At 48.5% G+C, this 20046-nt stretch carries 16 protein-coding genes and 1 pseudogene; 2 read left to right on the top strand and 15 right to left on the bottom strand.

Annotated elements, in window-relative coordinates:
• Positions 1-105: 105 nt before the first annotated feature.
• The 3 genes from msrA to R6242_RS18130 form a co-directional block, all read right to left on the bottom strand.
• Positions 106-630, bottom strand: a complete 525-nt coding sequence (msrA, locus tag R6242_RS18140; RefSeq protein WP_318429542.1) for a peptide-methionine (S)-S-oxide reductase MsrA — start codon at positions 628-630, stop codon at positions 106-108.
• Positions 631-845: 215 nt separating this feature from the next.
• Positions 846-1673 carry an NADPH-dependent 7-cyano-7-deazaguanine reductase QueF gene (queF, locus tag R6242_RS18135; RefSeq protein ID WP_318429540.1) on the bottom strand — a complete coding sequence of 276 codons (828 nt, stop codon included), beginning with the start codon at positions 1671-1673 and terminating at the stop codon, positions 846-848.
• Between the two features lie 112 nt (positions 1674-1785).
• The gene (locus tag R6242_RS18130; RefSeq protein WP_293936715.1) at positions 1786-2373 is read right to left on the bottom strand and encodes a LexA family protein; all 588 of its coding nucleotides are present in this window, start codon (positions 2371-2373) and stop codon (positions 1786-1788) included.
• Positions 2374-2539: 166 nt separating this feature from the next.
• Between R6242_RS18130 and R6242_RS18125 the strand changes: the two genes are divergently transcribed.
• Both R6242_RS18125 and R6242_RS18120 read left to right on the top strand, forming a co-directional pair.
• A complete protein-coding gene (locus R6242_RS18125) occupies positions 2540-3487 on the top strand; it encodes a tRNA dihydrouridine synthase (RefSeq protein WP_318429538.1) in 948 nt (315 codons plus the stop codon).
• A gap of 16 nt (positions 3488-3503) precedes the next feature.
• Positions 3504-4385 carry a mechanosensitive ion channel family protein gene (locus R6242_RS18120; RefSeq protein WP_318429536.1) on the top strand — a complete coding sequence of 294 codons (882 nt, stop codon included), beginning with the start codon at positions 3504-3506 and terminating at the stop codon, positions 4383-4385.
• Between the two features lie 5 nt (positions 4386-4390).
• Here R6242_RS18120 and R6242_RS18115 read toward each other — a convergent pair whose 3' ends face one another.
• From R6242_RS18115 to R6242_RS18060, 12 genes and pseudogenes are all read right to left on the bottom strand, one after another.
• Positions 4391-5194, bottom strand: a complete 804-nt coding sequence (locus R6242_RS18115) for a substrate-binding periplasmic protein (RefSeq protein WP_318429534.1) — start codon at positions 5192-5194, stop codon at positions 4391-4393.
• Between the two features lie 298 nt (positions 5195-5492).
• Positions 5493-6185: an ABC transporter ATP-binding protein gene (locus tag R6242_RS18110; RefSeq protein WP_318429532.1), complete on the bottom strand. Its 693-nt coding sequence runs from the start codon at positions 6183-6185 to the stop codon at positions 5493-5495.
• Positions 6178-7413 (bottom strand): lipoprotein-releasing ABC transporter permease subunit, encoded by a 1236-nt coding sequence (locus tag R6242_RS18105; protein WP_318429530.1) that lies wholly within the window; start codon positions 7411-7413, stop codon positions 6178-6180. Before R6242_RS18105 ends, R6242_RS18110 begins: the two co-directional genes overlap by 8 nt.
• 385 nt (positions 7414-7798) lie before the next feature.
• Entirely contained in the window at positions 7799-8584 is a 786-nt protein-coding gene (gene pflA / locus R6242_RS18100) for a pyruvate formate-lyase-activating protein (protein WP_318429527.1), read from the bottom strand.
• A gap of 110 nt (positions 8585-8694) precedes the next feature.
• Positions 8695-8868 (bottom strand): annotated as a pseudogene (locus tag R6242_RS18095) (glycine radical domain-containing protein); the annotation flags it as partial.
• Between the two features lie 159 nt (positions 8869-9027).
• Positions 9028-11340, bottom strand: a complete 2313-nt coding sequence (gene pflB, locus R6242_RS18090; protein ID WP_318429525.1) for a formate C-acetyltransferase — start codon at positions 11338-11340, stop codon at positions 9028-9030.
• 247 nt (positions 11341-11587) lie between these two features.
• Positions 11588-13177: a peptide chain release factor 3 gene (locus R6242_RS18085; RefSeq protein WP_318429523.1), complete on the bottom strand. Its 1590-nt coding sequence runs from the start codon at positions 13175-13177 to the stop codon at positions 11588-11590.
• A gap of 181 nt (positions 13178-13358) precedes the next feature.
• On the bottom strand, positions 13359-15251 hold the full coding sequence (locus R6242_RS18080) for a T6SS phospholipase effector Tle1-like catalytic domain-containing protein (RefSeq protein ID WP_318429522.1): 1893 nt from the start codon (positions 15249-15251) through the stop codon (positions 13359-13361).
• A complete protein-coding gene (locus R6242_RS18075) occupies positions 15248-15841 on the bottom strand; it encodes a DUF3304 domain-containing protein (RefSeq protein ID WP_318429519.1) in 594 nt (197 codons plus the stop codon). Before R6242_RS18075 ends, R6242_RS18080 begins: the two co-directional genes overlap by 4 nt.
• Positions 15838-16431 (bottom strand): DUF3304 domain-containing protein, encoded by a 594-nt coding sequence (locus R6242_RS18070; protein ID WP_318429517.1) that lies wholly within the window; start codon positions 16429-16431, stop codon positions 15838-15840. Before R6242_RS18070 ends, R6242_RS18075 begins: the two co-directional genes overlap by 4 nt.
• A gap of 51 nt (positions 16432-16482) precedes the next feature.
• Positions 16483-17337: a DUF4123 domain-containing protein gene (locus R6242_RS18065; RefSeq protein WP_318429515.1), complete on the bottom strand. Its 855-nt coding sequence runs from the start codon at positions 17335-17337 to the stop codon at positions 16483-16485.
• 6 nt (positions 17338-17343) lie between these two features.
• Positions 17344-20031, bottom strand: a complete 2688-nt coding sequence (locus tag R6242_RS18060; protein ID WP_318429513.1) for a type VI secretion system Vgr family protein — start codon at positions 20029-20031, stop codon at positions 17344-17346.
• Positions 20032-20046 lie beyond the last annotated feature (15 nt).

Below are 20046 nucleotides of genomic sequence, written 5' to 3'. Positions count from 1 at the left end.
GGCGCTGCTCCTAGTTTAAGCAAGGGCGCAGCAAGCAGCGCCCCTACGACTAGGTGGCTTGCGTTATTTTGTGCTGCGTATTTTAACCCCACTGCACAATATCTCTTACTTCAGCAGGTTTCCATACTCTTGAACCAGCTTGCGTACTTTGCCTGCTACAACGGCAGAGCAATAAGGCTGCTCAGGGTTTTGTTCGAAGTAATCTTGGTGATAGGTTTCGGCTGGCCAATAGGTGACGGCGGGGGTGACTTCTGTGACGATAGGATCGCTGTAGTCACTGGCTAAATCAGCAATCATTTTGCGTGCATCTGCCGCTTGTTGCTCGCTATGAAAAAAAATACTAGAGCGATACTGCGTGCCCACATCCTCACCTTGGCGGTTTAAGGTGGTGGGGTTATGTAGGGAAAAAAATAGCTCTAAGATTGTAGCGTAGCTGATAATGGCTGGATCAAAGGTAAGCTGAATCACCTCGGCGTGGCCGGTGTCGCCAGTGCATACGGCCTTGTAAGTTGGCGCTTCAATACTACCGCCCATATAGCCGCAATCTACTTGGGATACGCCGCGTAAACGTGCGAAGGTGGCATCTAAGCACCAGAAACAACCACCCGCTAATGTCGCAATTTCATTCATTTTTATCTTCCGATTGTTTTCATGCTTTGTATCAATAGGTAAAAAATCTGTAGAAACAAAGGTTGGGGAGCGCGCTGAGCACACGGGGAAAAACATCCTACGAATTCATTTTTACATTCAAAAATGATGCAGTAGCACTTGTTTTATCTCAGTGTGCTTTGTGTCCTTTCCTCTGTGTATACAGGCCTTTTATCGAGTAGTTATTTTCCTGCAGGCTATTGCCTTGCTCCGCGTAAATTAGTCGGCAGGGGGCCGCTAAAATTACAGCGGTAGGGATTAATATCTAAGCCACCACGGCGGGTGTAACGGGCGTAAACGGCCAGCTTCATTGGGGCGCAATCTCTTTGAATATCCACAAAAATACGTTCTACGCATTGTTCATGGAATTCATTGTGATTTCTAAAAGAAATTAAATAGCGTAATAGCGATTCACGATTAATAGGCTTGCCAGTATAGCTAATCTGAATACTGGCCCAATCGGGTTGGCCGGTGACTAAGCAATTGGACTTTAGCAAATTAGAGGTCAGCGATTCGCTGATGGTGGTTGCACCGCTATCACACTTTAATAAACCTGCTTGGGGGGAGTATTGATCAACTTCTATATCTAGATTGTCGATGCAATAGCCGTCTAACTCCGCCAAGCGTTGCTGATGAAATTGCTCTGGGCCAATGAGCTGTACGCTTATATTTGCCCCAGCTGCTGCGGATAGGTCGGCTTGTAGCAGGTTTTGTAACGCTTCACGTGTTTCTAGCTTGGTTTGGTTAAAGCTATTTAAATAGAGTTTAAATGATTTAGATTCAATGATGTTTGGGCTGCTAGCGGGCACAGTAAATACAGCAATGGCGACCTGTGGTTTGCCACGGCTATTGAGCCAAGATAACTCGTAGCCATTCCAGATGTCGCTTCCCATAAAGGGGAGTGTTTCACTTAGGCCAATCTCAAGCCGTTTGCCTATGCGGGGAATAGGAAAAAGCAGATTTGGATCGTATTCGGTGATGTAACTTACCGTTTTGCCTAGGGGGGATAATTCAGCTTCGCTCACAAATGCTCCTTAATCAGGTTTGGATGCAAGGGGGGAGTTGCCTGCGGCAAATTGCAGCTCTTGATCTATTGCCCGCTATTTTATCTTTAAGCATCTATTTAATGCTTGGCAATTATCGGTATTTTCTGATTAGCCCAACCATTACGCCGTAAATTTCTAAGCCTTCTTTGGGGCGAATGGGTTCGTAAGCGGGGTTTTGTGGCATGAGCACATAGCCTTGTTTATCGCGGCTTAAGGTTTTAAGCGTGTATTCGCCGTCCACAATGGCAATGACTACATCACCCACATTGGCACTATGGCGTTTCTCAACTACGGCAATATCACCATCGTGGATGCCCGCGTCGATCATAGAATCGCCTTTAACGCGCACCATCACCGATGCCGATGGGCGATCAATGAGGTAATCGTCGATGCTAATGGCCTCACTCATTGCATCATTGGCAGCGGCTGGCAGGCCTGCGGGTACAGGGAAGTCAGCTAGCTCACGCTCAAAAAAACGCTTGGTTGGGGCGAGGCGTTTATCTGGGGTGATATCGACATAACCCGCAAGTAGCAAGCGTTTAACCAGTGCCGAAACGGCGGATTTGGAGGCAAGGCCCAGTAAATCTCCAATCACCGAATAGGAGGGTAGATTACGGTAGTCAGCGTAATAGTCTTGCAGCTTGCCTAGGTATTCGGTATCGCGATTGGGATGTGCCATTGGGTTAACCTTTTTAGAACAAACGTTCTACGCTAGCGTAGTGAACGCTCGTTCTGTTGTCAAGAGCCGGATAGTTCGCTGTTGTTTTCTGCTGGTTATACGGTATGCAGAGCGCGCGGTGTGCATGGGTTACAATAGCGGCCTTTCTGCTTTGGCTGTATGAACTGTGAAGATTTTACTTGCCCCGATGGAGGGGCTGCTTGATTTTGTACTGCGTGATGTGCTGACGCGGGTGGGTGGCATTGATATGTGCGTGACGGAGTTTATCCGCATTAGTGGCTCTTTACTGCCGAATAAAACCTTTCTGCGGATTGCGCCAGAGCTGCTAAACGGCAGCAAAACGGTGGCTGGCGTGCCGGTTAGCGTGCAGTTACTTGGCTCAGATCCCGTATGCATGGGCGAAAATGCGGCGCGTTTGGCTGAGCTTGGCCCTTATGAAATCGACTTAAATTTTGGTTGCCCAGCTAAAAGTGTGAATCGCCACCGTGGCGGAGCCGTGCTGTTACAAGAGCCCGAGCTGATTGAGCAGATTGTAGCTGCTGTGCGCCGCGCGGTACCCATGCATATCCCCGTGACAGCCAAAATGCGCCTTGGTTATAACGACAGTAGCCAAACTATTGAATGCGCGCAGGCGATGGTCAGTGGCGGTGCCGCACGGGTGGTGGTGCACGCTAGGACTAAACTTGATGGTTATAAGCCACCTGCCTATTGGGAGCTAATCCCTGCCGTTCGGGAGGCGCTGTCGGCATCAAACGTGCCGGTGGTGGCTAATGGCGAGATTTGGACGGTGGAAGAGTTTCACCGCTGCGCTCTAGTATCGGGCTGCGATCAAATTATGCTGGGGCGCGGCATTGTTTCTAATCCTAGCTTGGCGCTAATGGCAAAAACCGGTCACGCGCAGCTGCCTTGGGAGGCACTGCAACCCTTGTTTCTGTGCTTTTGGCAACTGATTCAGGCTCAGCACATTATGCCTAAGCACCGTGCGGGGCGAATGAAGCAGTGGCTGACTTATTTACGTCGAACTTATCCAGAGGCGGAAGCATTATTTATGCAAGTCCGAACCTTAACTGAGCCTGCCGATGTGGCCGCGGTATTACTGAGCAGCCAGAGATAATTAAATAAGGGTAACTATGCTGGGATATTACGAAAGGCTAGCAGCGGCTCTTTTGCCCATGTTGGCAGATAGAGCATTGATCCGTGATGCGATTATTTCTGTTGTTTTTATTACCGTTTTAATGGTTTGTCGATCTTTAATGCGTCGCGCTATTTTGCGCCGGCATGATTTAGGGCCAGAGGTTCGTCGTCGCTGGCTGGTCTACCTTAGGAATACTGCGCTAGGGGTTTTTTTCCTCGGCATGATTTTTATCTGGGGGCATGAGATTCAGACCTTTGCGGTGTCTTTGGTGGCGATTGCTGCGGCCATTGTGTTGGCAACCAAGGAAATGATTCTTTGCATGCTGGGATCGATTTATCGCAGCAGTAGTAATGCATTTACAGTAGGGGATAGGGTTGAGATTGGCGGTATCCGTGGGCAGGTGATTGATATGAATTTTGTATCAACAACGCTGATGGAATCTAGCCATGCCTCACAGCATCAGGGTACGGTGGGGCGCAGCATTACCGTGCCCAACTCTTTACTGCTGAATCAGGCGGTATTTAATGAAAGCATGCTGGGTGATTATGTTTTACAGACAATTCATATCGCTATTACTCGGACAGATGATTGGTTGAAGGCCGAGGTGGTGTTGCTGGAAGCAGGGCAGCTTATCGCCGCTGAATATGCGCTAGATTTATCCCGCCATGCCCGTGAGCTGGAGCGCCGCTATGCGCTGGAATCCCCCATGATAGAGCCACGGGTAAGAATTTTTTTGGATCGCTATGAAGAGATTGGCCTGCAATTGCAAATAGCGGTGCCGCTGGGACAAAGAGCCAAAATTGAGCAAAGGGTGTTGAGGATGTTTTTGCAGGGCATGGGCGTTAGAGCTTCGTCAGCAACACGTGATGTGAAGTGATTGCACTAGGCTGGTGGCTTTAATACATTGACCTCCAGCGGAGGCGCTTCATTGGGTAGCCATTTTCTATGTATTTTTTGAAAGAGGCCTTCTTTTTTTAGCCAGATCAGCGCTTCTTCCCATTCTTGGATCGTGCGAGCGGGCGTTTGATGGGAAAACGCTAAATAGAGCTCTAAGCTATCTAGCGTCATTACTTTTTCTACCTCATCGGCGGAGTGGCCAATTTCTTTTAAAACAGATGCAACCACTACGCTGCCATCCACCCATAAATCAAATCGGTTGGCCATGAGTTTTGTTGCGGTTATTTGCGGTGTAGGGGCTAAGTCAATTTTGCTAAAGCCTTTCTTTGCTGCGGTATCAGCAAAGATACTGCCTCGGTAACTGCCAATGGCTTGCTTGTAAATGCCATCTCCCAATGCCAATAGGCGTTTAGCATTGCCTTTACGGGTGTAAACACTGGTGCTGCTGATGGCAATGGGGCCAAGCATAATCATTAATTTCTCACGCTCGCTCGAGCGTCCCACGCTAAATAGCATCACATCCGGCCCATCAAGCAGTGCTTTATAGCCGCGTACCCATGGTACTAGCTGGATAGCGTCTTTATTGTCTAGCTTGCTTTGCAAAGCTTGTACTATTTCAACCCCCATTCCCGTTAATTTATTGTCTGCCATATAACTAATAGGGGGCCAGCTTTCGGTATAAATCGTGAGCGCATGGCTTGGGGCGCTTACACTGCAAAAAATAAACAGGACTATGGCTTGCTTGAGTGTGTAAGTGGTCAGAGAGGGGGAATGTGCTGGCCGTATCATGGACTCGTACCGAAAGTTAAAGTCTTCAATGACGGTATAGCATGCTTTAAGCGGGAGTTGTTTGGGCTTAGTCTGGTGGTCTTAATCTATCCCCTTTGCCTAAGGGACCCTCGAAAAACCCAGCTGATCTCATCATGCTGCGTTGCGCATTAAAAAATTTCATTACATATCAAACATATGCAGCGTCGATTTTTTTAATACGCGCCTTGTCTTACTTAGAAAGATAGGCTTTTCGAGATCCCCCTAAGCTATACCAGTCAGTGTATTGGCTTGGTCGAAGGGGATGGTGAATATCTAATTAGCCCGCATCTAGGCCGGTTTTTGATAGCCTGAGCATGCGCCCACACTTGGCGGCTAGCTCTGGGTCGTGCGTTACAATCACAAAGCCTGTACCCGATTCCTTGGCTAATTCCAGCATCAGTTCAAACACGCCCGCTGCCGTTTCTCTATCTAGATTACCCGTTGGCTCATCGGCTAGTACGCAGGCGGGGCGGGTGACCAGCGCCCGTGCGATGGCCGTGCGTTGGCGCTCTCCGCCTGACATCTCGCTTGGTTTGTGGTGGCTACGCTCGCTTAGGCCCACGCGCGCTAGGATGGCTGCTGCCTCTTTTAATGCAGCGGCCTTATCCATTCGGCGGATAAGGAGTGGCATGGCGACGTTTTCTACTGCGCTAAATTCTGGCAGCAGATGATGAAACTGATAAACAAAGCCCAGATGCTGATTACGCATCAGCCCACGTTCAGTTTCATTACACGCTAGCGGGTCTTTACCCATCAGTTGGATTTGCCCGCTACTAGGTGCGTCCAGCGCGCCTAGGCAATGCAGCAGGGTGGATTTGCCAGAGCCGGAAGCCCCAACAATCGCCACCGTTTCGCCTCGGTGTAAGGCAAAATCAATGTGCGCTAAAACTTGGGTTTCAAGCGCGCCCGTTGTATAACTTTTGCTTAAGCCTTGCGCCGCTAATACAGGCGCTTGATCTAAATTACTCATAACGTAAAGCCTCAGCAGGATTGACGCGAGAGGCGCGCCAGCTAGGGTAAAGGGTAGCCAGTAGGGCAAGTAATAGTGAGATGCCACCGATGCTGCTTACATCGCTCCACAATACGCGGGATGGCAGCTCAGAAATCAGATAAATATCGGGGGATAAAATAGTGGTGCCTAGGATGCGCTCAATAAAGGGCACAATCACATCTAGATTTTTAGAAACTAAAATACCCGCTAGTACGCCCGACCCCGTGCCAATTACACCCGATAAGGCCCCTTGAATCACAAATATTTTCATAATTGAAAACGGCGATGCGCCCAGCGTGCGCAAGATGGCGATGTCGGCTTGCTTATCCGTCACCACCATCACCAAAGTTGAAACCAGATTAAACGCGGCCACCGCCACGATCAGCGTCAGAATAATAAACATCATGCGTTTTTCTATTTCAACGGCGCGGAAATAGGTTGGATTTTCTTGCGACCAATCGGATGCGATCAGCTCAGGCATGGCTTGGTTAATTTCGCGCGCAACGCGGCGGGCTAGATTTAAATCATCCAGCTTCAGCCTTACGCCAGAAACTGCGCTACCGGTTCGAAATAGCGTTTGAGCGTCTTTGATATCAATCATCGCCAGACCAATATCATAAGGGGCGTAATCGGCCTTAAAGATGCCGGTCACTGTGAATTGCTTCATTCTTGGAATCAGCCCAGCAGGGGTGACTTGCCCTTGTGGCGTAATCATCGTGACCCGATCACCAGGGCGCACCGATAGCTCATTGGCGAGTGAAATGCCTAAGATGATGCCAAACTCACCTGAGCGTAAGGAGTGCAGTTCACCAGTCACCAACTTGCCAGCCACTTCGTTGACCTTGCTCTCTTGCTGCGGATCTATCCCGCGCACCAAGACACCTTTGACTTGGCTGCCATTAATCAGCAAGCCTTGCCCTAGCACATAAGGGGCGGTGGCCAAAACATGTGGATTTTTCTTGGCGACATTGGCGGCCGTTTGCCAATCTTGTAGCTGATTGCCTATCCCGCTGATTTGTACATGCGCCGCCATACCTAAGATACGATTACGCACCTCGGCCTGAAAGCCATTCATTACCGACAGTACAATAATCAGTGCAGCTACGCCGAGTGCAATACCCACGACGGAGATCAGAGAAATAAACGAAATAAAACCATTACGACGGCTGGCACGCGTATAGCGTAGGCCGATCAGAAGTTCATACATGGGAGGCAATATTCAGCAGGGGCAAAAGGGTGCTCAGTTTATCATGCTTCATTTGCGCGAGCGGCGCTGCTTATTAAAGATGTAATTATATTTGCTTTCATGGGGCTAGCTTGATGCAGAGCGTGTGTCTCTCTATGCATACCAAGTTAAGTTTTTAACTTCATAAACTATAGGGAGGCCGAATGGTTTTGGTGGAGACCAGAGCGAGGGTGGGTACGTGTTTTGTACTCACGCCTCAGGGGCTAACATTGCTATGTATGTGCACAAAAGCGTACTCATCCTACATGCCCGTGATTGGATCCCCGATAAAAGCACTCGGGGATGACGCACTTAGGTTGCTGCGTTCTTCAGCATGGTTTTCGGACAAAGCTGATGAGCACGCTAATCAACAGGTAAATAATCCCCGCGCTCTAAATTGCTCCCTAACCCGCTCGACCAGCTCTGGAGTGGGGGTGGGGGTGTCGCTTAGCTCGTATTTCATGCCTAGCTCTGCCCATTTGCTTTCGCCCATTTTATGGAAGGGCAGCACTTCTACTCGCTCGATATTGCTCATGGGTTTCAGGTAATCAGCGAGTTTTTCTACATCGTTAATATCATCACTGATGCCTGGGATAAGCACGTAGCGGATCCAGACTGGTTTGAATAACTTTTGTAAGCGCTCGGCAAAGTCTAGCGTTGGCTGCAGGGGTTTGCTGGTTAGCGCTTCATATTTAACAGGGTTGATTTGTTTGATATCGAGCAGCACCAAATCTACATTATCAAACCATGCATCGTCTAAATGCGCGGCTAAAAAGCCTTGGGTATCGAGGGCGGTGTGTAGTTTGAGATCTTGCTTGGCGCGGCGGAAAATCTCGCCAACAAAGTGTGCCTGCATTAAAGGCTCGCCGCCTGAGATGGTCAGCCCACCTGCAATCCGCAAAAAGCTAGCGTATTTTTTTAACTCGGTCATGACGGCTTCAACGGTGTAGCTTTTGCCGTTGTGCAGCTTCCAAGTGTCTGGGTTATGGCAATACAGGCAGCGGAACTGACAGCCACTTACAAAAAGGGCAAAGCGCATGCCGGGACCATCAACGGCCGCACCGGTTTCAATTGAATGCACAAATCCCTGCTGATGATGTTCGGTATCAAACGAGATCGGGATGATTTCTCCCAGTGGCTTATTGGGGGTCATAGGTTTTCCAGTGATTATTTTTTATTTTTTTACATTAAAAACGGATCTTTAAGCATGCACTTAAAGATCCGTTTCGGATAGGGCGATTGATTTATTGCTGAGGGTGACGCTTAAGTCTTTTCGTGGAAAGTACGGCTAATCACATCCATTTGCTGCTCACGGGTGAGCTTCACAAAATTAACCGCATAGCCAGAAACACGCACGGTAAGTTGTGGGTAGTTGTCTGGGTTTTCCATTGCATCAAGCAGTGTTTCTTTGTTCAACACATTCATATTGAGGTGAAATAGTTGTGCCATGGGCTGCTCCTTGGGTGAGTATGCTTTTGGATTGATTGGTCAGCGAGTAGGGTGGGCACAGCGGTTTATCGTGCCCACGCAGGCGAAGTAGATATCTCGTTAAAAATCACCGCGTGGGCACAAAAACGTGCCCACCCTACTATCCCTTTAACACTTGCCGTGGAATGTACGGCTAATCACGTCCATTTGCTGTTCGCGAGTTAGCTTTACAAAGTTCACTGCATAGCCAGAAACACGCACGGTGAGCTGTGGGTAGTTTTCTGGATGCTCCATCGCATCAAGCAGGGTGTCGCGGTTGAGCACATTCATATTCAGATGGAAGAGTTGATCCATTGTTTGATCAACAGCATCTTTATCTAAACAAGTTGAGCATTCTTCGCCGTGCGGCCCAAACAGGCCATCAATCGAAGCGGCTAAGGTTTTAACGCGATCTGCATCGTTGTGGCCTAGCGCATCTGGCGTCATCGAAGCTGTCCATGACACGCCATCTAAAGCTGATTCGTATGGGATTTTCGATACCGAGAAACCGGCAGCGATAAAGCCATTGGTATCACGACCATTCATTGGGTTGGCACCTGGGGAAAACGGTGTGCCTGAGCGGCGGCCGTCAGGTGTGTTACCGGTTTTTTTACCGTAAACCACGTTGGATGTAATGGTCAGTACCGATTGAGTAGGCATTGAATCACGATAGAACACAGGCTGAGCCTTGATCTTATTCATGAAGGTGGTGGTGAGCCACACGGCAATATCATCTACACGGTCGTCGTTGTTACCGTAAGCAGGGTAATCGCCTTCGATTTTGTAATCGACGGCAATGCCTTTTTCGTTACGGATAACGCTAACTTTGGCGTGTTTGATGGCTGAAAGTGAATCAGCGGCAACTGCCAGACCCGCAATACCGCAAGCCATGGTGCGCAGGATATCGCGATCATGCAGGGCCATTTCGATACGTTCGTACGAATATTTATCGTGCATGTAGTGAATGGAGTTCAGTGCAGTCACGTATGTTTTTGCCAACCAATCCAGCATCACATCGTATTTGGCCATCACTTCGTCGTAATTGAGCACATCGCCTTTGAGTGGTTCAAAACCATTGGCCACTACTTTGCCGGTTTTTTCATCCACACCACCGTTGATCGCATACAGCATGGCTTTGGCAAGGTTGACCCGTGCGCCAAAGAATTGCATTTGCTTACCTACAGCCATAGCCGAAACACAACATGCGATGGCGTAATCGTCACCCCATTTTGGATTCATCAAGTCATCGTTTTCGTACTGGATGGCAGAGGTATCGATCGACACTTTAGCGCAAAATTCTTTAAAGCCTTGCGGGAAAGAAGTTGACCACAATACAGTTAAGTTAGGCTCTGGGGCCGGTCCAAGGTTGTACAAGGTGTGCAGAACACGGAAGCTGGATTTGGTTACCAGAGTACGGCCATCAAGACCCGTACCACCGATAGATTCTGTGACCCATGTTGGATCGCCAGAGAATAAATCGTCGTATTCTGGGGTACGCAAGAAGCGGATAATGCGCAATTTCATGACCATATGGTCAATCATTTCTTGGGCTTCTGATTCGGTAATACGGCCCTCGATCAGATCGCGCTCGATATATACATCAAGGAAGGTTGAGGTACGGCCAATTGACATCGCCGCGCCATTTTGCTCTTTAGTTGCAGCAAGATAGCCAAAATATAGCCATTGGATGGCTTCTTGGGCGGTGGTGGCTGGCTTAGAAATATCGAAGCCGTAAGACTTAGCCATTTGCTTGAGTTCGCCCAGCGCTTTGATTTGCTCGGATAATTCTTCACGCAGACGAATCACGGATTCGGTAAACGGAACATCATTGAGTTCAGTTTTTTCACGTTTTTTGTCGACGATAAGGAAATCAACGCCGTAAAGTGCGACACGACGATAGTCACCAATGATACGGCCACGGCCATATGAATCTGGTAGACCTGTAATCACGCCCGAGCTACGGCAAGCCATGATTTCTGGTGTGTAAGCATCAAATACGCCCATATTGTGATCTTTACGGTACTTGCTAAAGATATCTACAATTTGTGGGTTCATTTCAAAGTGATAGGCTTCAAGGCCGTTTTGCACCATGCGCAAACCGCCGTTCGGCATAATGGCGCGACGCAGTGGTTTGTCAGTTTGAACACCGACGATGGTTTCTAAATCTTTATTGATATAGCCAGGACCGTGCGCAGTGATCGATGCGCCAACGTGGGTAGATACTTCTAATACACCACGTTTACGCTCTTCTTTAAGTTGAACAGATAACTCTGTCCAGAGCTGAGTTGTGCGCTCGGTAGGGCCAGCTAAGAAACTATCATCAGCTAAATAGGGGGTGTAATTCAGTTGAATAAAACCACGGGTGTCGACTTTATCTTGCCACTCACCTGTTTTAAACCCACGCCATGCGTCAAGTTTTAGATGGTTTTCTGGTGCGTTCATAGCTGATGCTCCTATAGGCCTCAGGGCCCTGTTGCCGTGCACTTTTTTGTGCACTTAATAGATAGGCAGATGTTGTTCTGCTTAGTTCATGTAACTATCGTAGTCTGATACGTTCGGCAAAAACTTAATATAAATCAAGTTCTTGTTTTTGTAGCTTGTATAAAGTGGACTACTTTTGTTGGCAAAAAAAGGAGCATAAATTGCAAAAAAAAACAGCGCCTTATTGCGGCGCTGTTGGATTGAATATTTACAAGGTAACGGAGTGTTCTCTAGTTGCGTGAAACACAATTTTAGGCCAGCGCTCTTGAGTGAGCTGTAAATTCACTCGGCTAGTGGCTAAATAAGCAAGGCTGTTTGCGGCATCGCGGCCTAAGTTATTAACCAACTGCCCTTCAAAGTCGTCGAGCATTTTGTCATCATCACAGCTGACCCAACGGGCGGTAAAGATGGTGGTTGATTCAAACACCGCTTCTACACCGTATTCATTGGCAAGGCGCGAGGCTACAACTTCAAACTGCAGCACACCTACCGCACCCAGAATCAAGTCTGAGCCATTCAGTGGCTTAAATACTTGTACCGCACCTTCTTCACCCAGCTGCTGCAAGCCTTTATGTAACTGCTTTACTTTCAGTGGGTTTTTAATGCGCACAATGCGGAACATTTCTGGCGCAAAGTAAGGAATCCCCGTAAAGGCCAGCAGCTCACCTTCAGAGAAGGAATCGCCAATCTGGATATTGCCGTGATTAGGCAGGCCGATAATATCGCCAGCGTAGGCTTCTTCTACCTGCTCACGGCCTTGCGCCATAAAAGTCACTACTGAATTAGCGGCAATTTCACGGTTGAGTCGTAAGTGTTTGAATTTCATACCACGGGTAAATTCACCCGAGCAAACGCGCAGAAAAGCAATCCGATCACGGTGTTTTGGATCCATATTGGCTTGAATCTTAAACACAAAGGCCGAGAATTTTTCTTCAGTAGGGCTGATCTCGCGCACCGTGGCGTCCGATGTGCCTGGGGCAGGGGCCCAATCAACCAGCGCGTTTAAGATTTCGCGAATACCAAAGTTATTAATCGCCGAGCCAAAGAAGACTGGGGTTAAATCGCCCGCAAGGAATTCTTCTAGTACGAATGGATGCGAAGCACCGCGTACCAGCTCTAGCTCCATACGAGTGTTGCCAATTTCTAGCGGGAAGAGGGTATCAAGGCGCGGGTTATCTAGCCCTTCGATCACTTCTACTTCATCCAGCGGGCCTTTACCTGGCGTAAACAGCAGCACGGTATCGGTGAGAATGCTGTAAACCCCACGGAAAGTCTTGCCCATACCAATTGGCCAGGTGATGGGCGCGCAGCGGATCTTCAGCACGCTTTCAACTTCGTCTAATAGCTCGAGCGAATCACGCACTTCGCGGTCGTACTTATTCATCAACGTAATAATCGGGGTATTACGCAGGCGGCAGACGTTGAGCAGTTTGATAGTCTGCTCTTCCACGCCCTTAGCCGCGTCAATCACCATTAAGGCGCTGTCTACGGCGGTGAGCACGCGATAAGTATCTTCAGAGAAGTCTTGGTGACCTGGGGTGTCGAGCAGATTGACGACGTGATCGCGGTAATCAAACTGCATCACGCTGGAGGCTACCGAAATACCCCGTTGCTTTTCGATATCCATCCAGTCGGAAGTGGCAAATTTACCGCCTTTTTTACCTTTAACCGTACCGGCGTTTTGAATTGCTCCCGAGAAATAAAGCAGCTTTTCGGTGAGCGTCGTTTTACCCGCATCAGGGTGGGAGATAATGGCGAAGGTGCGGCGACGGCCTACTTCGCGTGCTAAATCAGTCATGTAAGGGCTACAAAAAAGCAAAAGAGGGATTTTACGTTAAATAGGCGCTATAAGCACGGTTGATGGGGCGGGTGCAGCAAACTGCAGGGTAATCAGCATCATTTGGGTGTTTTATATCCCACCTTTGAGTAGCTGCTCCGTCTTGGCCTATCCTATCGCTTAATCTTCTCCCCCTTACGGCTTAAGCCATTTTATCTTTTGCGGTAGAAATTAAACCTGCGTATTTTGCTTCGTCATCCCCACCCACATAGATGCAGCGTGGATCAGAGGGCAGGGTTAAATCAGTTGCAAAACCAGCCAGCGAATCGTGCATATAGTTATCAAAAAAACCAATCAGCTCTGTATCTTTTTTTTCATCTAAGCCTTTACCCTCTTGGACATCTTGCCAAGCTTTTAATAAGCCTTGGTAGTGCGGGCGCAATTTTTCGCCTGATTGCGCCAATTTAATAATTTGCTGTGTTTCTTGTGCTAGCAATCGATCATACATGGGCAAACTCGCCCCTGTTTTGCCAATACTGGGCAAGCTATCAAGCTTTGCTTTTTCTTTAAGCCAATTATCTTTGGCAATTTCTAGCTCATTATTGGCCTGTGCTTCATCTTCCAATAGCTGGGGGTCTACTTCTCCGCCTGCACGGGCCTGCATATTGCGTTGGTTTTGCACTGGTCGGCTGGCTTTTTGTGCTTTTTTACGCGCCTGCTTATATTTTTCTTCTAAATCACCGACTTTTTTTCCTAATTCTTCGTGATCTTTTTTAAACCCGATTTCTTGATCTTCATTGGTTTTTAATTGAGCGGCCCGTGAATTTTTTATTCTAAAAAATCGCCATAAAAAGTAATAATACATATGTGAAAGCACCGTTCTGCCTAGGGTGCTATTGCTAATTTTAGCTTGATAATTGCTATAGGCTTTTAAAAAGTCTGGAGACACATCAAAATCTATATCCAACTCCCTTTGTTTTAGCTTCTCCATGCTCATTAAGGGCACGCCCTTTTCCATGGCTAATTGATACATCGCCAATAGGGGGATCTGTCCCAGTATTTCAGCACCTCGAATACTTTTACCTTCCTCGCCGGGGCGATAGCCACCACCTACATCGGAGTGCATGCCGGGGTAGACCATTTCAAGACAATTAGCAGGGTAGTGCTGGCCCACTCTCACGCTATCACTCGGGAAAGAATGCCTTTGCTCATGCGCCGCCACCATATGCACGCAATGAGCCACCACGCCAGAGCGTGGAATACGCAAATCACTCGCCCACGCCATATGGCCATCGGCCCAAGTAGGGCTAGGATCGGCCCCTGGCTCGCCAAAGGCCAGCTTGGCTAAGCCATTACTATGGTTATTCCTGCGGGAGACCAAGCTTTTTTCATAAGCAGCCCATTTGGCTGAGGTGGCATCGCTAGCCGCCAAGGCGGTTGCCACCCCCGAGCCTGCGGGTAAGCCCACCGAAGCCACGGTATCAAATAGGCCCATAAAATAAATAGTTAATGGCGCATCTTTACCATTGGGTAATTGATACAGGCCATCTGGGCACAGCTTATCCAAAATCAGCGCAAAAGCCCGTGCCGAAGCGGCCCCGCGCGAAAAGCCAAATAATGACACGCGTATTTCAGTGATTTCTTCCTGAGTATGGCCAACCACCGTCTTAAACTGATCTTCGGCCCAATCCAAGCGTTTTGTGCCTCCGCCACCAAAAGCCAAGCCCAAGGTGCCACCCCCATCGTCGCCAATATCTTTAAAATAAGTGCCTAAGCCGGGGATGTAAAAACGATAAACCCCAATAGCCACATCGTCGTCAGCGTGTGCACGAAATAAACGAGCGACATTGCTATGCTCAAAAGTCCCCTCATCCGCGTCTACATTATTCCCCGTACCATCAAAGAAAAAGGCCAAATTCAGGGTAATACAGCACTTAAGCCCCTGTGCGGGCTTAAAGGTAGGCGTGTTCACCATAGGCAATACCGGCATGATTGCTGCAGAAACCGAATCCGCACCCTCTTCTTGGGCAAAATCCGCACTGGCTTGCAAGGGGACAGCTTGAATTTTTAGCGAGGGGCTACGTGCTTTACTCATGGTGTAATCCCATTCTCTTTTAACTGTCTATCAGTCAGCCTTGGATAGGCATTCGGATCGATTAGCTGAGCCGCTGTACACATTGGGGAGACAAAGGTCTCCCCCGTGCGGCTCTGTGTTTTTTCATCAAAAGGTAAAATAAGCCGTGGCGGTGAATAGGTATTGGTAATTGCCGCTTCTACATGGCCATCTTCATAAATATGCGCTTCTAAATAGCGGGCATCAGTAGGCGGTGGTGTGGTAATTAGGGCTTCGGCCTCTTTCCAGAAATTACGCCTTAGGAGAAAAAGCTCGCCTGTAGAGGAATATTCTTTAAACTTACAAGAATCCCCCACCCACTTCACTGTTATCTTAATTGGCAAACGGCTATTCCGCCGCCAGCTCCCACAGCAAACCCCTCCCCCCCCCCCTGAAGTCGAGGTGCTTAAACCCATATTCCCACCCCACTGACCATTAATTGAATAACTATCGATATAGCGATTGGTATAGTTATATCCGTGCAAGGTAAGCGAAACGCTTTCTGAGGCATAGCTACTGCAGCCAGCAAGGAATAGTCCGAGCAGGCTTAAGCAGTGTTTGATTTTACTCATGGATTTATCCCTGCATTTTTCAATTGCCTATCCGTCAAACTTGGGTAGGCATTTGGGTCAATTAACTGAGCCGCAGTGCACATTGGTACCACATAGGGCTCCCCTGTGCGGCTCTGTGTTTCTTCATCAAAAGGTAAAATAAGCCGTGGCGGTGAAAAGGTATTGGTTATTGCCGCTTCTACATGGCCATCTTCATAAATATGCGCTTCTAAATAACGGGCATCGGCAGGCGGTGGCGTGGTAATCAAGGCTTCGGCCTCTTTCCAGAAATTTCGTAGAGAGGAAAAACCCTCGCCTGTAGAAGAATATTCTTTAAATTCACAAGAATTTGCCACCCACTTCACTTTTACCTTAATTGGTAAGCGGCTATTCGTCCACCAGCTCCCACAGCAAACCTCCCCCCCACCGCCGGATGTAGAGGTACTAAGGAAAAGATTCCTCCCTCCTTGGCCATTAATTGAATAACTATCGATATAGCGATTGGTATAGTTATATCCGTGCAAGGTAAGCGAAACGCTTTCTGAGGCATAGCTACTGCAGCCAGTAAGAATTAGTACGAGCAGGCTTGGGCAATATTTAATATTGCTCATTAATTCCCTTATTTATTATTTTTAATGATGATATTTACGGTATAGGAAAGCTTATTTTGCATTTTTAATCGCTAATTCCAATGTATTTACTCGACCTTCAGCCAGCACAGCTTGCCATTTTTCTTCATGATTAAAGTGTGGGCCCCACTGTAAAGCTAATGCACAGTAATAAAGTTGATCCATAAATTGCGTGAATCCATTTTGAACGGCCTGATCGCGCTGCATTTTAACAAATTGAAACCGAGCCGCTCTAGTCATTGGATAAAACAATGATGGAAATTGCTCACCTAATTGCACCTGCAATTGATCTGTTTCGGCCATTCTTAATAAAGGCTCTTGCTGTTTATCAGATAGTGCCAATGGCCATTTTAATAAATCATGCTCATCTTCATCAATTGCTTGCTTGAATAACATGCCATCTCGCCCCAGCCAGAACCAATACTCCCCAAGCGCTAAGAAATCTCTTTGCGCTGGCGCTTCAAGCACGGCCAATAAGCTAGGCAAAATACGTGGATCATAAAAGCGCAATAAGGCAAGCTGGTCTTCTAACTTAACGTCTAATCGTGCGTTTAAACGCAGTGCCAGCTCTGCTTGTGGTAATCCAGAGCAAATCCAGCTACAGCAATCCCCCAGTAAAGCAGCGGTAATTGTTTCACTCAGCAAATAGTCATTTTGATCCACACGCACTAACCAAGGCGCTTCTGTTCTTGCTGTTGATTCAGGTGTGCCATCAAATAAACAATAAGCCTTATCAGCCTGAAGAATCCGCAACCACCGGCTTGCATTTTCTGTGCTTGCCAAATCAATTAGGGCATATATAGGCGTAGTGATATTGTTTTTCTGTAAATCTAGTTTAATGCTTTCATGCTGCTCAAATAAAAAAGCAGGTAATGGAGTTAATTGCATAATGGCTTACCTTGGAACAAAAGGGGCGGCATTTTTAGCTGCGCGCAATAGGCAGGCAATACATACCTCACCAGGAAAAATGGGTAGGGGAGGGCTCATACTCGCTGGCCCGCTCATCTCATGGTTCGCCCCCTTAATGCTCACCGTGCCCGGGCAGTGGATTTCGATATTGCCGCCTTTGATGCGGATGTAGCCGCCACCTGCCGTCATCAGAATTTCATCTTTGGCAACGATATGGATGTTTTCTTTGCAGGCGGTGATTTTGATGCTTTTATCGCCCGTAATTTCAATATCGTCGCTTTGCGCTTGTAGCTGGATTTTGCCTTTTGCAGCAATGAGTTTAAGGGCGATTTGCTCTTTAACCCCGGCCACAAATAGGCTGATGTGTTGGCCTACATTATGAATCCAGCGGCGGCCGGAGGTTTGGTTGCTGTCTCTTTGGGCGACCAGATCGAGGTTAGTTCCGGCGGCCAGCGTCTGGCTTTGCGGGCTGGTGATGGCCACGCCGTCTTCCCCATGTAGCAGGATGATTTTTTGTCCCCCAAGAGGACTTCCTTCGGGGCGTTGGCCCGCTTGGTCTTGAGATTTGCTCTTGCCGTCTTTGTCGGTGTTTGACCCTGCTTCCAAGCTTTTGCTGGCGTGCACGTGGTGATGCAAATGGCCGGTGGTCTTTTTATCGCCTACGCTATTGTCTGGCTTGATGGTTTGATCATCTTCGCCGGTTTCTATGCTGTCTGCGAGTTGCTTGGTCGCTGTTTCACCAAGGCTTTGTGCGAGTGCTAAGGCTGATTCAAGCTGGCTTTGGGCGGGTGTGTGATCAAGCTGTTTGCCGCTTGCGCCGTTTTTGGCTTCGGTACTGATGAGCAAACCATTGGCTCTAATTGCGCCTTGATTATCGCTGCGTAGCTCAAATCCTTCGCCGCGTGGCTCACCTTTGCCGTCGGTTCTTGGGTGGATTAAATAGCCAAGGTTGAGCTGGGTTTTACCGTGCTCGCTAGATAGTTTTGTGCGTACTTCGCCTTTTGTATCGTCAAACAGTAGCTCGCCGTATTGGCCGCCTTCAAATTCTTTACTCTTGATGCCTGATAGGGTTTTATTGGCGGGCAAGCTGCCTGCGCCGCTGAATGTTGAAGGTGGATGAGATCCGTTGTGGACCACGGCGGTAACGATGGGCCGGTCGATATCTCCCTCGATAAAATCCACCAAAATTTCCTGGCCGATTCGCGGAATAAACTGGTGGCCAAAGCCTGCTCCGGCGGATGGCATGGAAACACGAATCCAGCAGGACGACTTATCGTCTAGGTTTGCGCCAAATTCTGGGTGCTCATTTGATCTTTGCCAGTGCATCTGAATTTTTATTCGGCCTAGCTCATCGGTATGGACTTCTGCACCGGCAGGGCCAACTACGGTAGCGGTTTGCACGCCTCGGCTGCTTGGTTTGCTCAGCGGGCCATGAGCAAAGGCAGGTGTCAGCGGCTGGCCGCGTCTTTGGGCGGTGAAATCGACTTGATAAGGAGCGAGAGCAATTGCGCCCTTTGCCGCTGAAGCGGCCAGTAAGCTCGGGGCAACCATCAGTAGCTGCTGGCTTAAATCGGCTGGCAGGTTGTTGTTTGCGGTAAACGTCAGCGCCGTAATCGCAAATTCCCGATTTTCTGCGCTATCAAAATCGTGGGCGGGGTGATCCTCTAAGCGGAACCATTCACCCGCTTGCAGGCTGCGCAATGTGCCAGAGCCAGAAAAAGATTTCTTCTGGCTGTCGTGCGCTTGCTGACGCAATTGCGCATAATGGCTTAGGCCTTCTGCATCACTGGCGTAATAGTGCGTCTGGGCATCGTAATCTTCAAGGCTAGCCTGAAGCTGCTGCCCGCCATCGCCTTGGTCGATACGGCTTTCATCAAAGCTTTGGTTTGCTGTGGTGGCTTTGTAATCAAAGCTGGCTAAAGACACTGTGCTGCTGCCTACTTGGCGCTGGCTGGTCCATGTGGTGAGTGCATCTGATTCTTCCGTGCTGTCGGCTCTATGAAAACGCACGGCAGAATCTGTGGTTTCCGGTAAGGCGTAAACGTCATCAAACAGAATTAGCTGAACTTGCGGGCTATCTCCGGCTAAATGCTTAAAACGCCATGCAATGCCTTCTTCATGAAGGATACGTAGCAGGAAGTCAAAATCTGATTCCCTGTACTGTAGGCAGTAGGAGCGTGGGGAATGTGTACCTGATAACTGAAGCTCCAGCGTTTGCACGCTGGCAAACACGGGATTAAGCGCCTGATGCTCGGCTAAAACCTGCTTAATAATCTCGGCTACGCTTAAATCTTGAAAAACGCGGGAGGTGCGGCGGTAGCGTAATAAAGAAAAAGGCGGCTCAATGGTCAATGCATATTTAGCAAAGCCGCCATCAGAGCCTAATAATTCTGCCTTAGAAATAACACCACAGCGCTCTATTGCTGCACCGTTTGCATCGATAACGCTCAGAACCACGGGCAAGCCAAGCAAAGATTTAAGCTCTAAGTGGCTATCGGGAGACAGGCATTCAAGCCGATAGCAATAAGCTTGGCTAATCCCTTCGCTGCCGCTGATTTTTTGCGGTAAAAGCTGCTCGCCCCAAGCCGCACCATCGCCCAGCTGAAGGCTAATAAGGCGATTGTCTTGATTAAAGGCTGCGGCGAAGGAGGCGAGGAGCTGGGTTAAATCCATGAGAGGTGTTCCGGT

The organism is Iodobacter sp. CM08, from assembly GCF_033446605.1.
In the GTDB taxonomy this organism is placed as follows: Bacteria; Pseudomonadota; Gammaproteobacteria; order Burkholderiales; family Chitinibacteraceae; genus Iodobacter.
The sequence above is the reverse complement of the archived record's forward strand: the minus strand, read 5'-3'. Positions and strand labels throughout refer to the sequence as shown.

What these genes read in the sequence shown, in the direction of transcription:
- msrA (WP_318429542.1), bottom strand. Translation starts at nt 630, where the DNA reads ATGAATGAAATTGCGACATTAGCGGGTGGTTGTTTCTGGTGCTTAGAT.
- R6242_RS18130 (WP_293936715.1), bottom strand. Translation starts at nt 2,373, where the DNA reads ATGGCACATCCCAATCGCGATACCGAATACCTAGGCAAGCTGCAAGAC.
- R6242_RS18120 (WP_318429536.1), top strand. Translation starts at nt 3,504, where the DNA reads ATGCTGGGATATTACGAAAGGCTAGCAGCGGCTCTTTTGCCCATGTTG.
- R6242_RS18115 (WP_318429534.1), bottom strand. Translation starts at nt 5,194, where the DNA reads ATGATACGGCCAGCACATTCCCCCTCTCTGACCACTTACACACTCAAG.
- R6242_RS18110 (WP_318429532.1), bottom strand. Translation starts at nt 6,185, where the DNA reads ATGAGTAATTTAGATCAAGCGCCTGTATTAGCGGCGCAAGGCTTAAGC.
- R6242_RS18105 (WP_318429530.1), bottom strand. Translation starts at nt 7,413, where the DNA reads ATGTATGAACTTCTGATCGGCCTACGCTATACGCGTGCCAGCCGTCGT.
- pflA (WP_318429527.1), bottom strand. Translation starts at nt 8,584, where the DNA reads ATGACCCCCAATAAGCCACTGGGAGAAATCATCCCGATCTCGTTTGAT.
- pflB (WP_318429525.1), bottom strand. Translation starts at nt 11,340, where the DNA reads ATGAACGCACCAGAAAACCATCTAAAACTTGACGCATGGCGTGGGTTT.
- R6242_RS18085 (WP_318429523.1), bottom strand. Translation starts at nt 13,177, where the DNA reads ATGACTGATTTAGCACGCGAAGTAGGCCGTCGCCGCACCTTCGCCATT.
- R6242_RS18080 (WP_318429522.1), bottom strand. Translation starts at nt 15,251, where the DNA reads ATGAGTAAAGCACGTAGCCCCTCGCTAAAAATTCAAGCTGTCCCCTTG.
- R6242_RS18075 (WP_318429519.1), bottom strand. Translation starts at nt 15,841, where the DNA reads ATGAGTAAAATCAAACACTGCTTAAGCCTGCTCGGACTATTCCTTGCT.
- R6242_RS18070 (WP_318429517.1), bottom strand. Translation starts at nt 16,431, where the DNA reads ATGAGCAATATTAAATATTGCCCAAGCCTGCTCGTACTAATTCTTACT.
- R6242_RS18065 (WP_318429515.1), bottom strand. Translation starts at nt 17,337, where the DNA reads ATGCAATTAACTCCATTACCTGCTTTTTTATTTGAGCAGCATGAAAGC.
- R6242_RS18060 (WP_318429513.1), bottom strand. Translation starts at nt 20,031, where the DNA reads ATGGATTTAACCCAGCTCCTCGCCTCCTTCGCCGCAGCCTTTAATCAA.